Origin of the sequence: Ekhidna sp., from assembly GCF_965212185.1 — a bacterium.
GTDB lineage: Bacteria > Bacteroidota > Bacteroidia > Cytophagales > Cyclobacteriaceae > Ekhidna.
Genome location: NZ_OZ243102.1, coordinates 2139426 through 2154257 on the forward strand (window position 1 = coordinate 2139426; position 14832 = coordinate 2154257).

At 40.6% G+C, this 14832-nt stretch carries 10 protein-coding genes; 5 read left to right on the plus strand and 5 right to left on the minus strand.

Features of this window, described 5'->3' with window-relative positions; translation table 11 throughout:
- Positions 1 to 48: 48 nt before the first annotated feature.
- A complete protein-coding gene (gene metG, locus ACOMC3_RS09325; protein ID WP_420319276.1) occupies positions 49 to 2103 on the minus strand; it encodes a methionine--tRNA ligase in 2055 nt (684 codons plus the stop codon).
- Positions 2104 to 2201: 98 nt separating this feature from the next.
- On the opposite strand from metG, the gene typA reads away from it, so the two are divergent.
- The gene (typA, locus tag ACOMC3_RS09330) at positions 2202 to 4019 is read left to right on the plus strand and encodes a translational GTPase TypA (RefSeq protein WP_420319277.1); all 1818 of its coding nucleotides are present in this window, start codon (positions 2202 to 2204) and stop codon (positions 4017 to 4019) included.
- Here the strand turns inward: typA and ACOMC3_RS09335 are convergent.
- Complete coding sequence (locus tag ACOMC3_RS09335) at positions 4009 to 4851, minus strand: SUMF1/EgtB/PvdO family nonheme iron enzyme (RefSeq protein ID WP_420319278.1); 843 nt, start codon at positions 4849 to 4851, stop codon at positions 4009 to 4011. The two genes, typA and ACOMC3_RS09335, sit on opposite strands and share 11 nt — an antisense overlap.
- Positions 4852 to 4976: 125 nt before the next feature.
- Between ACOMC3_RS09335 and ACOMC3_RS09340 the strand changes: the two genes are divergently transcribed.
- From ACOMC3_RS09340 to ACOMC3_RS09355, 4 genes are read left to right on the plus strand one after another with little or no spacing between them, the layout of a single operon-like run.
- Positions 4977 to 6821: a peptidase M61 gene (locus ACOMC3_RS09340; protein ID WP_420319279.1), complete on the plus strand. Its 1845-nt coding sequence runs from the start codon at positions 4977 to 4979 to the stop codon at positions 6819 to 6821.
- 43 nt (positions 6822 to 6864) lie between these two features.
- Positions 6865 to 8205 (plus strand): efflux RND transporter periplasmic adaptor subunit, encoded by a 1341-nt coding sequence (locus ACOMC3_RS09345; RefSeq protein ID WP_420319280.1) that lies wholly within the window; start codon positions 6865 to 6867, stop codon positions 8203 to 8205.
- Between the two features lie 3 nt (positions 8206 to 8208).
- Positions 8209 to 9591 (plus strand): ABC transporter permease, encoded by a 1383-nt coding sequence (locus ACOMC3_RS09350; protein WP_420319281.1) that lies wholly within the window; start codon positions 8209 to 8211, stop codon positions 9589 to 9591.
- Positions 9584 to 11032 carry a TolC family protein gene (locus ACOMC3_RS09355; protein WP_420319282.1) on the plus strand — a complete coding sequence of 483 codons (1449 nt, stop codon included), beginning with the start codon at positions 9584 to 9586 and terminating at the stop codon, positions 11030 to 11032. Before ACOMC3_RS09350 ends, ACOMC3_RS09355 begins: the two co-directional genes overlap by 8 nt.
- 151 nt (positions 11033 to 11183) lie before the next feature.
- On the opposite strand, the gene ACOMC3_RS09360 is transcribed toward ACOMC3_RS09355, so the two are convergent.
- The 3 genes from ACOMC3_RS09360 to ACOMC3_RS09370 all read right to left on the minus strand — a co-directional run bounded on the left by ACOMC3_RS09360 (position 11184) and on the right by ACOMC3_RS09370 (position 14804).
- Entirely contained in the window at positions 11184 to 11900 is a 717-nt protein-coding gene (locus tag ACOMC3_RS09360; RefSeq protein WP_420319283.1) for a transposase, read from the minus strand.
- Positions 11901 to 11949: 49 nt separating this feature from the next.
- A complete protein-coding gene (locus tag ACOMC3_RS09365; protein WP_420319284.1) occupies positions 11950 to 12876 on the minus strand; it encodes an SDR family oxidoreductase in 927 nt (308 codons plus the stop codon).
- A 176-nt stretch (positions 12877 to 13052) separates the two neighbouring features.
- Positions 13053 to 14804: a sodium:solute symporter family protein gene (locus ACOMC3_RS09370; protein ID WP_420319285.1), complete on the minus strand. Its 1752-nt coding sequence runs from the start codon at positions 14802 to 14804 to the stop codon at positions 13053 to 13055.
- Between the last annotated feature and the right edge of the window lie 28 nt (positions 14805 to 14832).

Consider the following 14832-nt stretch of genomic DNA (forward strand, 5'->3'; position numbering starts at 1 on the left):
AGAGCAATGGTCATCCAATGCTCTTAGCTTTTATTTTCAAATTCTAACTTAAGCGATAGTTGCGCCATTCTGGGCATCTTCACCTGGGCAAACAGCCACCAACTTGCCGTCTGCATTTTCTGCAAACAAAAGCATTCCTTGAGACTCTACCCCCATGATCTTACGTGGCGCCAGATTAGCCATCACAGTCACCTTCTTTCCAACCATTTCTTCCGGTTTGAAATGCTTTGCTACTCCACTTAAGATGGTACGAGTCTCCAGTCCCATATCTACAGTGAACATGAGCAGTTTATTAGACTTTTCTACTTTCTCTGCAGTCTTGATCTCTCCTACCCTCAGGTCCATCTTCATGAAATCATCAAATACGATCTCATCTTTCAAAGCAGGTAAATCAGTAGTTATATTTTCTTGTTCGTTCATTTTCTTCGTTTCCAATAATTTGTTCACTTGTGCTTCAACATCCTTATCTTCTATCTTCTCAAAAAGTAAGGTAGCTTTATTCAACTGGTGTCCGTCAGGCAGGAAGTCCACACCTCCAGCTTCAGTCCAACCTTTTCTTTCAATATTCAGAATCCCAATCAGCTTTTCAGCGGTAAAAGGAAGAAATGGCTCACATACGATCGCCAGGTTAGCACTGATTTGGAGTGCTATATTCAAGATGGTCTCCACCCGCTCTTGATCTTCTTTAATCAGTTTCCATGGCTCAGTTTCTGCCAGGTATTTATTCCCCATTCGAGCCAGTTCCATCATTTGACTCAGCGCCTCTCTAAACTTAAATTGGTCAAGGGCAGCCTGGATTTTAGCTGGAGCTTCACTCACAGCCTCAATGACGTCTTCATCGATTGGCATCAAAGATCCTCGAGTAGGAACTTTCCCATCAAAGTATTTATGGGTTAGAACCACAGCCCGATTGACGAAATTTCCAAAAATAGCTACCAGCTCACTGTTATTTCTTGTTTGGAAATCTTTCCAGGTAAAATCGTTATCCTTCGTCTCAGGAGCATTAGCAGTCAGAGTATATCTTAATACATCCTGTTTGTCAGGAAACTCTTCCAGATATTCATGTAACCATACCGCCCAATTTCGCGAGGTAGAAATTTTGTTACTCTCAAGATTCAAAAATTCATTTGCAGGAACATTATCAGGAAGCACATAGCTGCCTTCAGCTTTCAGCAGCGTCGGGAATATGATGCAATGAAACACAATGTTGTCTTTTCCAATGAAATGGAGCAATCGGGTATCTTCTGATTTCCAGTAATCTTCCCAATTTTTTCCGGTATCCATTGCCCACTGCTTTGTAGCAGAAATGTACCCAATCGGTGCATCAAACCACACATAGAGAACTTTGCCATCTCCTCCATCAACCGGAACAGGAATCCCCCATTTCAAGTCTCTTGTCATTGGTCGTGGGCGCAAGCCATTATCTATCCAGCTTTTGCACTGACCATATACGTTGGGCTTCCACTCTTTATGCCCTTCTAGCAACCATTCCTTGAGCCATGGTTCATACTGATCCAATGGTAGATACCAGTGCTTCGTCTCCTTCATCACAGGAACTTCCCCACTTAACATAGACTTAGGGTTCTTCAACTCAGCTGGGCTTAAGGTCGAGCCACAATTTTCACACTGATCACCATAGGCTTCAGGAAAACTACAAGTCGGACATGTTCCCTTGATGTATCTATCTGCTAAGAATTGCTGCTCTTTCTCATCAAAAAACTGATCGGAAGTCTCCACGGTAAACTTCCCGTCTGCTTCCATTTTCTCAAAAAAATCAGAAGCTGTTTCGTGGTGCAGTTCGGAAGATGTGCGATGATAGATGTCAAAGCCGATTCCAAACTTGTCGAACGAGTCCTTTATCTGGTTGTGATAGAAATCCACCACTTCTTGAGGTGATTTTCCTTCTTTTCTAGCCCTTAATTCGATTGCAACTCCATGCTCATCAGAACCACACACAAAAGCGACATCTTCACCTTTGTTTCTGAGGTATCTCACATAGATATCTGCCGGCACATATACCCCCGCTAGATGTCCGATATGTACAGGTCCATTGGCATACGGAAGTGCTGCCGTGATGGTATGTCGTTTGTATTGTTTGCTCATAAATTCGATAAGAGTCCGCAAATATAAGTTTTGTGTTTACCTCTTATAGTGTATTCCACAATCATTCTGTCTAATTTTGCGCCTCATTTAAGTATTGCATGCAAGAAATTAGAAATATTGCCATCATCGCACACGTTGACCATGGCAAAACTACGCTCGTTGACAAAATCATTTACGCTACTCAGGAATTTCGTGAGAACCAGGAGAAGGGTGAATTGATCCTTGACAACAATGACCTGGAACGAGAAAGAGGAATTACCATCCTTTCTAAAAACGTATCCGCTGAATATAAGGGAGTTAAGATAAATATCATTGATACTCCTGGTCACGCTGACTTTGGTGGTGAAGTAGAGCGTGTATTGAAAATGGCAGATGGAGTAATCCTTCTTTGTGATGCTTTTGAAGGTCCCATGCCGCAAACACGATTTGTCCTTGGTAAAGCCTTGGGTTTAGGACTTACTCCTATTGTAGTAATTAATAAAGTAGACAAAGAAAACTGTCGACCTGATGAGGTACACGAACAAGTATTTGACTTGATGTTCTCATTGGATGCCACGGAGGAGCAGCTTGATTTTCATACGCTTTACGGTTCCAGTAAGCAAGGTTGGATGAGCGAAGATTGGAATAAGCCTACCGATAGCATCACTCCCCTATTAGATAAGATTATTGAAGTGATTCCGGCACCTGAATTCAAAGAGGGTGTACCGGCAATGCGGATTACTTCTCTTGATTATTCATCTTTTACCGGTCGAATAGCGATCGGTCGAGTATGGCAAGGAACTCTTAAGGAAGGTGCTTCCCTTGGTATCAGTAAAAAGGATGGCTCAATGAAAAAAGTGAAAATCAAGGAGTTACATATTTTTGAAGGTCTGGGTAAAAAGAAGGTTGCAGAAGTTAGAGCAGGTGATATCTGTGCTGTTACAGGCATTGAGGGATTCGAAATTGGTGATACACTAACTGATTTTGAAAATCCTAAAATTCTTGAACGAATTGCAATTGACGAGCCTACCATGAGTATGCTTTTTACAATCAATGATTCTCCATTCTTTGGTAAGGAAGGAAAGTTTGTGACTTCTCGACACTTGCGTGACCGCTTGATGAAAGAGTTGGAAAAAAATCTTGCTTTGAGAGTTCAAGAAACAGACAAAGAAGATAAATTTTTAGTGTTTGGCCGTGGTGTACTTCACTTGTCTGTTTTGATCGAGACCATGCGACGAGAAGGTTATGAACTACAGGTTGGTCAGCCACAGGTACTTTTCAAAGAAGATGAAAATGGTCAAAAGCTGGAACCAATTGAGCACATGGTAATTGATGTGCCGGAAGAATACTCCGGAAAAGCCATTGAGCTAGTAACTCAGCGAAAAGGCGAGTTGAAAGTGATGGAGCCGAAAGGCAACATTCAGCACCTGGAATTTGAGATCCCATCAAGAGGACTTATTGGCTTGAGAAATAATATGCTTACAGCCACCGCAGGTGAGGCAGTTATGACACACCGGTTAAAAGAATATCAACCGTTTAAGGGTAATATCCCAAGTAGAATTAACGGTTCATTAATTTCCATAGAAAATGGTCCGGGCACAGCTTATTCAATAGATAAGCTTCAGGACAGAGGTTCTTTCTTTGTTGACCCAGGGGTAGATCTTTACGTAGGTCAGGTAATTGGAGAGCACACAAGAAGTAATGACCTGGTAGTTAATATCCAAAAAGGGAAGAAACTTACCAATATGCGAACTTCGGGTACTGACAACAATGCGAAGATCATTCCAGCTAAGAAGTTTAGCTTAGAGGAAGCTTTGGAATACATCCAAAAAGATGAATACGTTGAGGTGACACCTAAATCTATCCGAATGAGAAAGATTTACCTGGATGAAAATCAGCGAAAGCGCATGTCCAATGCAGAATCTGCTATGGTTTAACCGAAATTATTTCAGCAACACATCTAAAGCCTACCCAATCGTAGGCTTTTTTTGGGTCTATTAAAATCTGATTAGAAGGAAATGAAACTGCCAACTTGTGACGCCAACTTCCTCCTTTTACTATACCTGGCTCTGCAACAAGCTCAGCAACATTGCCTAATAAATGAATAAAATCGGCTTTTTTTGGATAAGTATCAAAGCTTGTTTCCAGGGGTAATTTTTCCTCAGATCTCACAAACCACGGATAATCAAGATCTAGTATAAAAGCTGTTCTACTTCCTTTTTTATATGCCTTACATTCTTGTTTCAATTCTTTGATATCCACTTCTTTATCTGGGAATAGCTTATCCATTTCATCCCTATTAGCTGTACCAAATAGCTTACAAACGGTTGGTTCTCTGTTTATTATTGTTGCGAGTGAATCAACGGACTTGCTTGCAAGCTCCCACTCTTTTTCTGTTGGCAGCCTATAATACACTCTATAAGGCACACCTTGTTCACTCAAAATTTCATTAACCACTGATGTTCTCCAAGAACAAAAATTTCGTGCTTGCGCATGCGTTATACCTACCACTGGATAGTGTCTATAGTTTGGATGTCGATAATAACCAGATCTATAATTTTCAGTGAGATGGACAGCCGGCAGGACAGAAGAATAAAATTCGTCAGAAGAATCTTTCTTTGCGTAATATTCATACTCTAACCAATGTAGATTGGACACTTCCATTGCGTCCAGATAGAGAGAATCATCAATTTTAACCCCGCTATGCTGTGGCTCGATTTGGCCATAGGTAATATGGGCACAAAGGAAAAGAATGAAGAAAACTCTCATTCTTTCAATAATAGTTTAAACCATAAAACATTCAACCATTACCACTCATATAAATTAACTGCTCTTAACAAACAAAAGCGGTTTTAAATAGTAGAATTGCACGGTATTTGACACCCAACATCATTATGAAAAAACTATTATCCTTCACCCTTTTAATTGTTTCGATTCTAGCATCTGCTCAAGACAGCTATAAAGTAAAAATCGACCTCACTCAAGCCAAAAACGATAGACTTCCTGTGGAAATTACAGTACCAGTACTTGAAGGTGAATCTGTAGAATACCACATGCCAAAGATTGTTCCTGGCACATATAGCATTTCTGACTTTGGTCGATTCGTTAGCGATTTAAAAGCAACTGATTCAGCCGGAAACTTTTTGGAAGTTGAAAACATCTCAACCAACAGATGGGCGATAAAAGATGCAGCAAAATTGAAGAAAATAACTTATTGGGTAGATGATTCTTTTGATGACTTCAAGGGTTATGGTATCAACAAAGTGTTTGAACCAGGGGGTATGAGCATCGAGGCAGATAGAGGAGTATTCGTTATAAATACATTTGGATTCATTGGATATATCGATGGCTCAAAATTCAAGCCTTATGAATTAACCATTGTTCATGATGAAGAGATTAAAGGTGCTACGTCCCTAAAAACAGAATCATCCTCTGATACATCAGACACTTATACTGCAGCTAATTATAACTTCCTAGCCGATGCTCCGATCATGTATAGTAAGCCTGATATTGTGACTAAAGAAATTGCTGGAGCTGAAATTCTGGTTTCAGTATACTCCCCAAATAAGGTGCTTTCAGCAGCAGATGTTATGGATAATATTGATGAGCTTATGGAAGCTCAGGCTAAATATCTTGGAGGACAATTACCAGTTGACAGGTATGCTTACTTGATTTATCTCTTCGATAGCCCAACTATTTCCGGATCATTTGGAGCATTGGAGCACTCCTACTCTTCGTTATATGCGCTTCCAGAAATGGATCCTGCAAGAATTAGTCAAACAGTAAAAGATGTGGCTGCACACGAGTTTTTTCATATTGTGACACCATTGAATATCCATTCTGAGGAGATCCATGATTTCAATTACATAGAACCTGAAATGAGCCAACATTTATGGCTGTATGAGGGCGTCACTGAATACGCTTCTCAACATGTTCAGGTGAAGTATGATCTGTTTAATCTTGAGGATTTCTTATCTGAAATGCGAAGTAAGATGAATCAGCAGGATCAATATAATGTAGACATTCCTTACACTGAGTTTAGCGAGAATATTCTTGAACCAAAGAATGAGCGTCGATATGGAGATGTATACGCTGGTGGAGCATTGATTGCATGTTGTTTAGACCTTACTATAATCAAATCAACGAATGGTCAAAAAGATTTGCAATCCATTTTGAGAGAGCTCTCAAAACAGTACGGCCCTATGAAAGCTTTTAAAGATGAAGAGCTATTTGGTGAGATTGAAAAATTAACAAATGCAGAAGTTGGTGAGTTTCTAAGGACTTATGTAGGAGCTGCGAATAAACTTCCTTACACTGAAATTCTTGGGTGGGCAGGGATCAGATATGCAGAGGATAATGATGAAATGGTCGTTACTGCAGGCAAGTTTACTCCAGCACTCAATGATGATCAGGAGATTTATGTTGCTGGCACAGATGACATGAATGACTTTGGTAAGGATCTGGATTTAAAAGTTGGTGATGTTTTGTTAGAGTGGAATGGAAGTCCAATTACACTTGAAACATTCCAAAATGTCATTCAAACCTTTTACGAGGAAACTGAAGCTGGTGATAAAATCACCGTATTGGTTCGAAGAGAAGTAAAAGGTAAAACAAAGGATGTAAAACTTAAGGCTAAGGCCAAAAAAGTAAAATCATCACAAAAGCATCTGCTTGAAGTAATGGACAACCCATCGCCTGAACAACAAAAAATCAGAGCTATTTGGTTGGGGAAGTCGTAACTTATAAGAATTGAATAGGTATAATATATAGACCTAAAATAGTATGAAGAGAAATACAAAATTCTTTCTAATTGGAGGAGTAGCTGTTATCGCTATTTTAATCCTGGTATTCTCAGGGAGTTCCTCTGATGCTGAGGCAGAAGTAGTTGTTGAGGTGGAACAAGGAGAATTCATTGTGGACATCATGACCTCCGGCACTCTGGAAGCCAAAAACTCTGTGCCTATCAAGGGTCCCCAAGGAATCCGGAATTATCGGATTTGGAATCTGACTGTTCAGCACATTATCGATGAGGGAACGGAAGTAAAGAAAGGGCAATATGTCGCACGATTAGACCCTTCAGAACTGACAGGCAAAATCAAAGATGCTCAGCTGGAGGTAGAGGAAACTCAATCTCAGTTTACCCAGGTAAAATTGGATACCGCTCTTACCATGCGTCAAGCTCGCGACGAACTCATCAACTTAGACTATACAGTGAGAGAGAAGCAATTGACACTGGATCAATCTCAATTTGAACCGCCTGCTACTATTCAAAAAGCTGAGATAGAACTTGAAAAAGCAAAACGAGCACTTCAACAAGCAAAAGAGAATTATGAAATTCGTAGGCAACAAAATGTTGCCAAAATGCAGGAGGCAGATGCCGAATTAAAAGGTGATAAAAATGAACTGGAGGGGCTTATGTCTTTGCAAAAGGACTTCACCATCTTGGCACCTCAGGACGGCATGCTGATCTATGAACGAAGCTGGGATGGCAAGCCTGTAAAAGCAGGTTCACAAATTAGTGCCTGGGACCCTACAGTAGCTACTTTGCCAGACCTTTCGCAAATGATTACTAAGACTTATGTCAACGAAGTAGATATACGAAAAGTAAAAAGAGGTCAATCCGTTGAGATTGGATTTGATGCATTCCCAGACAAAAATCAGAAAGGGAGAGTTACCAAAGTGGCTAATGTAGGCGAACAAAGACCAAACTCTGACGCCAAGGTGTTTGAGGTAGAAATTGAAGTATTTGGTACTGATCCGGTATTAAAACCTGGAATGACGACTAGCAACCGAATCATTACAAAAGCATTGGACAGCACCATATTCGTTCCGTTGGAAAGCTTGCATTCTCAGTATGATTCGATCACCTATGTTTTCAAAAAACAGGGAGGAAGAACCATAAAGCAAGAAGTAATGCTAGGTGATGCCAATACCGAATATGTTAATATTTTAGCTGGTCTTGAGCCAAATGATCTCATATACCTTTCCAGTCTTAGAGGTTACGAAAAAGATGAAGTCGTTCTAATTCCTGAAATGGATGGCAAACGCCAACAAAAGGAAGTAGAAGAACCAGAACCTTTACCGGAAATACCACAGGGAAGAAGAAGACCTGGAGGAAGATAAGTCATGGATAAGGAGAGGATTTTAGCCAACTTGAGTATAGCTATTGAAGCTGTATTTGCCAACAGGGTACGTTCTATTCTAACAGCGCTGGGAATCATTTTTGGTGTAGCGGCTGTAATTGCAATGCTTGCCATTGGCAATGGAGCGCAGCAAGAAATCCTGGAACAGATCAAGCTTGTAGGTGTCAATAATATCATCATTGAGCCTATCATCGAGCAAACTGAAGAGAATCTCACTGAAGAAGAAGAATCGGGGAATAAAGAAAAAAAGAAGTTCTCACCTGGACTGACACTTGCTGACAAGGAATCCATTGTAAAAACCATTCCTGGTGTCCAAAAAGTCAGCCCTGAAATTCTACTTGAAACCTACATTATTAAAAACGGTATCCGCAGAAGCGCCAAATTGGTCGGCGTGGAACCCTCCTATTTTGACATCTTCAATTTTGAGCTTGCAGAAGGTAAGATGTTTAATAGAGTTCAACTTGAAAAAGGCGAGGCAGTTTGCATCATTGGAAAATCTATAAAAGCTAAATTCTTTCCCTCTCAAAATCCGATTGGCAAGATGATTAAATGTGGTTCCAATTGGATGAAAGTCATTGGTGTATTGGAAGAACGATACATCAGCCAAAATAGCATAAGCAAGCTCGGAATAAGGGATTACAACATGGACGTTTATACACCATTACAAACGGTATTGGTCCGGTATAAAAACAGAGCCATGTTGACAGAAGAAATGATCCAGGGAGCCAATCGAGGATCATCCGGAAATTTCATAGTGATTGGTGGTGGTGGTGGAAATAACAATGGCTCTGATGAGAATCAAAAGGCTGTTAACTACCATCAGCTGGATCGATTGGTTGTACAGGTTGATAAAACAGAATTACTCAATCCAACAGCTGATGTTATTGTGCGAATGCTTGAGCGTAAGCATAACGAAGTAGTTGATTATGAAATAGAAATACCTGAACTACTTTTGAAACAGCAGCAAAGAACCAATGACATTTTTAGCTATGTGCTTGGAGCCATTGCCGGTATATCCCTGATTGTTGGTGGAATTGGCATTATGAATATCATGCTTGCATCAGTGCTTGAAAGAATCAAAGAAATTGGACTCAGGCTATCCATTGGAGCCAAAAAAACGGACATCATCAATCAATTTATGTTTGAGTCTATGATGATCAGCATCTCAGGTGGGTTTATCGGAATCGTTTTGGGAATCATGATGGCGTTGGCTGTCAGTCGATTTGCAGATATACCAACCGTAATATCATTTGGCTCTATCCTCATTTCTTTTGGTGTAGCTACGGCCATTGGATTAATCTTTGGAATAGCCCCGGCTCGAAAAGCAGCATTACAAGACCCTATTACCTCTCTTAGATATGAATAAATTCATTGTATCAATTTGTCTGATTGCTTTGTCCGTATCAGCAAATGCTCAGATTGTTTACTCGCTTGATGATATCATTGGTTTGGCCAAAGGTCAATCCCCACAAGCCAAGCAAGCAGAAACTAGAAAAGAAAATAGGTTTTGGCAGTATCGTTTGTTCAAATCGAATTATAATCCTCAACTTGCTCTAAGTGGAAACCTTCCTGCGTATAGCAATCAGTTTATCCCGGTTACACAAGAAGATGGGTCTACTCAATTTAGGCCAGTTGAGCAAACCAATTCTTCACTAAACCTGGGGTTATTTCAGCCCATCTCTCCTACTGGAGGTAGTGTTTCTGTAAATACTCGTGCAAGCCAATTTCAGGATTTGGTAAATAACGATACTCGCTGGAGGAGTACTATCGTAGATCTCACCCTGAATCAACCGATTTTTGCATTCAATGATCTAAAATGGGACCGAATGACAGAACCTATTCGCTATGAAGAATCTCGCCGTAGCTATGTAGAGGAAATGGAGTTTGTCTCCAGAACTGCAGTTCAACGATTTTTTGATTACCTGGATGCTCAGGTTAATTACCAGATCGCTCAATTTAACCTTTCAAACAACGATACCATTTATAACATTGAGAAGGGTAGATATAATATAGGTACCACTTCTGAAGATAAACTACTGCAGGTAGAATTACAGTTGCTTCGCTCAAAACAAGACTTGGCACAAGCCGAGCTTGACCTTCAAACCAGTCGATTAGGCCTGCGAACGTTTATTGGATTAAATGAAGGAGAAAACTTTGATCTATCGCTCCCGGAAAACATTCCGGTTTTTCCTGTCAATGAAGAACTAGCGCTTCAATATGCAAAAGATAATCGGTCAGACTTTATCGCTTTTGAAAGAAGACGAATTGAGGCTGATGCACAGGTAGCAGAAGCCAAGGGTGAACGTTTTCAAATGAACCTCAATGCTTCATTTGGTTTGAATAGCGCAGGGTCAACTTTTGATGAATCTTACCAGGATGCCCAAAGTCAGCAGTTCGCCAATTTGACGCTAAACATCCCAATTGTAAACTGGGGACGAAATGAGGCACGAATGAAGACAGCATTGGCAAATAAACAATTGACGGATTATGTGATTGCTCAGGAGGAGTTAAACTTCGAACAGGAGATTATTACTCAGGTACGACAATTGGATGTTCTCCAACAGCAAATTGAAATCTCAAAGAAATCTGATGAGGTAGCGCAAAAAAGATATGAGGTAGCTCAGAATAGATACCTGATTGGTAAAATCGACATCACGAATTTGAACATCGCCTTGACAGAAAAGGACAATGCCCGAAGAAGCTACATCAACGCACTCCGCACCTATTGGATCGCATATTATGATCTGCGTAGATTGACACTTTATGACTTTGCAAATAACAGATTGCTCTACACGTTGAATGATTAAATCTAGATTTTAAGCTTCCTCATTCCTTTGAAATAGAGCCACATCATTTTAAGCTTAGAGCCGCCCTTCTTTCGGCCCATTTCCATGGCGTCCCAAAGTTCTTCCGGGATGGCTTCCAGCATGTTGAATTCTCCAGCACCCTTTAACCACTCTAATCACGCTCAGAGTCACTCCCAGAGGACTCTGAGATCACATCTCGAAAATCTACAATTTCAACAATTCCTTCCTCTCCTCTTTCATAAAAGCCTGCACTTGAATAAGCATACTTTGTGTAATCTTCAACTAGATTCCACTTGCCACTCACGGGGTTATGATGCATATAGTCCAGCACTTTGTTGATGCTTTCATCCCCGACAACTGCTTTCGCATCAAAGGACAAACGAAATACCTGATGCTTCTTCCCTTTTGAACGTTCATTTACCTGAACACCTTCTGCCAGTTGTGCCAAAATTGATTTTTCATTTTTGTCATTCAGTCTGGAAATAATTTCATAAGCCATAAATCGTTTGCCCTCTCCAAGCACACGGTTAAGTCCTTGACAATCCTTTTGAACGTACACAAGCAGATGTAAATGATTAGGCATCATTACATACCCACAAGTAATGAGTCCACGGCTTGACAGTTGATTTATCCAGTTTGGCAGATACGCATAGATCTCAGCCTTTTCTAGCAAAGGAAACCATTTGTGACAAGTAAATGTGGTGAAATAGAAGGTCTCTTTCTCTTCGTGAATGCGATGTGTAGGCATGATCAAATATACAAACCTACCCGATTGTTCCTCAGAGTCCTTTCCTTCTCTCCCTCCCAACACTATGTGACTCTGAGGGGGATGATTGGATCGCATATTATGATCTGCGTAGATTGACACTTTATGACTTTGCTAATAACAGATTGCTCTACACGTTGAATGATTAAATCTAGATTTTTAGCTTCCTCATTCCTTTGAAATAGAGCCACATCATTTTAAGCTTTGAGCCGCCCTTCTTTCGGCCCATTTCCATGGCATCCCAAAGTTCTTCCGGGATGGCTTCCAACATGTTGAATTCTCCGGCACCCTTTAACCACTCTGCACCATCTATGGTAATCACCTCTCCATTGATGTAAGCAGAGTAATCTGATACAAGATAAGCAGCCAGGTTCGCCAGTTCCTGATGATCTCCTACCCTTCCCAAAGGCACTTTTCTGGCAGGATCATATTTCTTTTTCAAATCACCTGGCAACAATCGATCCCAAGCCCCTTCTGTTGGAAATGGTCCCGGAGCGATGGCATTGCTTCTAATTCCATATTTCGCCCACTCAACAGCCAATGAACGTGTCATGGCTAAAACCCCACTTTTGGCACACGCTGAAGGTACCACATAACCTGACCCTGTCCATGCATAAGTGGTTACAATATTCAGGATATTACCTCCTTGCTTATTTTCAATCCAGTCCTTCCCTATCGCTAAGGTAAAATTGTAACTGCCTTTTAAAACAATATCTACTACCGTATCAAATGCTCTATGTGATAGTCTTTCGGTTGGACTGATAAAGTTTCCGGCAGCATTATTCAATAGCACATCAACCTTACCAAATTTTTCTTTCGCTTCGCTTATGACTTTTTCTACCTGCTCATATTCTCGAACATCACACGCCGCACAGTGTACCGGATAACCCGTTTTATCAGTTATCTCTTTAGCCGTTTCTTCCAATACTTCAAGTTTCCGGCTTGTAATCACCAGGTTTGCCCCCAGCTCAGAAAAATAAGCTCCCATGGATTTTCCTAATCCCGTTCCTCCTCCCGTTACAATTATAGTTTTACCCTTCAATGATTCCGGGCTAAGCATGCCTTGTGTGTAACTCATAAGTATTTAAGTATTTAAGTGAGCAATATAGCCAAAGGAGCATAAAAAAAGAGGCCCAGAAAGGCCTCTACATTAGGCAGTGAATAGAGCGGTGTGAGTATCCGGTCGTAAAGTACTAGTATTATCATTTGATAAACAATACCCTATTTGGGGTATTTTTCAATCTTAACACTGGCTTAACTTTCCCACCATCTTATGATCAAATAAACAGATAATACAAACAATCCGAATAGGCCTAAAGCGTAGAAAATATTTCCGTAAATAAGATTTCCAATTGCGAATAAAGCAGAATAAACACCGATGGTACCAATAAAAACAGATAGGATGTTTAAACCTAATGATGAGCTTCTATCTCCTTCATAATTCTTCCATCCGATCCCCGGGTTCACTTTGGCAACAAAGCTTTTTAGTTTTTCTTCGGATTCTGGCTTGGTCATAAGAGTTGTTACAACCCATACAACTGTAGTAATACCTGTTGCAATCAATAACCGCATGGTAAATGAATCCAGATAAGTATTTGCTAACATCTCATCTCTGACGACCAAAACCAACACAAAGGCGTTGATTGTGGCAACAATCATCCCCACGATTTCAGTAATCGCATTGATGCGCCACCAAAACCATCTCAGAAGAAAGATTGCGCCAGTTCCAGCTCCCGATAGTAATAATATATTGAAGGCCTGTGTAGCATTCTCCAGTACAGTTAATGATAACAATCCAGCAATGATCATCAACAATACAGTTGACAATCTCCCCACATTCACCAACTCTTTTTCTGAAGCATCCGGCTTGATGAAACGTTGATAAAAATCATTCACCACATAGGAAGACCCCCAATTCAGGTGCGTGCTTATGGTAGACATATATGCTGCGATTAGTGAAGCGACCACCAATCCCAGCCAACCCGGAGATAATAACGTCAGCATTACCGGATAGGCAATATCATCACCTAAATATTGCTCATTGATATTTGGAAATGCACGTTGAATTGAATCAAGATCCGGGAATAAGATGATTGATGCTAATGCAACCAAAATCCATGGCCATGGTCGAAGTGCATAATGAGCAAAATTGAAAAATAGTGTGGCACCAACTGCATGTTTCTCATTTTTTGATGCCAACATTCGCTGGGCAATGTATCCGCCACCACCCGGCTCTGCTCCGGGATACCATACTGACCACCATTGGACAGCCAGAGGTATGATAAACATAGAGACAATGAGAGAGGTGTTGTTGAAATCTGGTATAATATCCAGTTTTCCTTCCAATGCCTGATGGGAAAGCAAGCCATCAAATCCACCAATCTCGGGTTGAGAAACTGCTACATACGCAGCATATATCGCTCCTATTAAAGCGATTCCAAATTGGAAAAAATCCGTCCAGATTACCCCTTTTATACCTCCCAATGCTGAGTAAGCAGCAACAACTATTGATGCGATGACCACCGTGTAAATTGGATCAATTCCAAACAAAATTGATGAGATCTTTATTGCTGCGAGTGTCACTGAACCCATGATGAGGCAATTGAAAAAGATCCCGAGATATAAGGCTCTAAATCCCCTTAAAAAAGAAGCAGCTCTCCCGCCATATCTAAGTTCATAAAACTCGAGATCAGTTAATACACCCGAACGTCTCCATAATCTTGCATAGATAAATACGGTAACCATCCCGGTAATAAGAAACGACCACCAGGCCCAGTTTTTTGCTACTCCTCCTTCTCTTACAAAGCCAGTCACCAGATTGGGTGTATCAGCAGAAAAGGTGGTAGCTACCATAGAAACTCCAAGCAGCCACCAGGGCATGGACTTACCTGCTAAAAAATACTCCAGCGAACTTTTTCCTGCTGTTTTACTTGCAGCTACTCCTATTCCTAAAACAATTACAAAAAAGGTGACGATGACAACCCAGTCGATTGAGTTTAAGACCATTTGATTCAAATTAGGTAACGAGCCATGA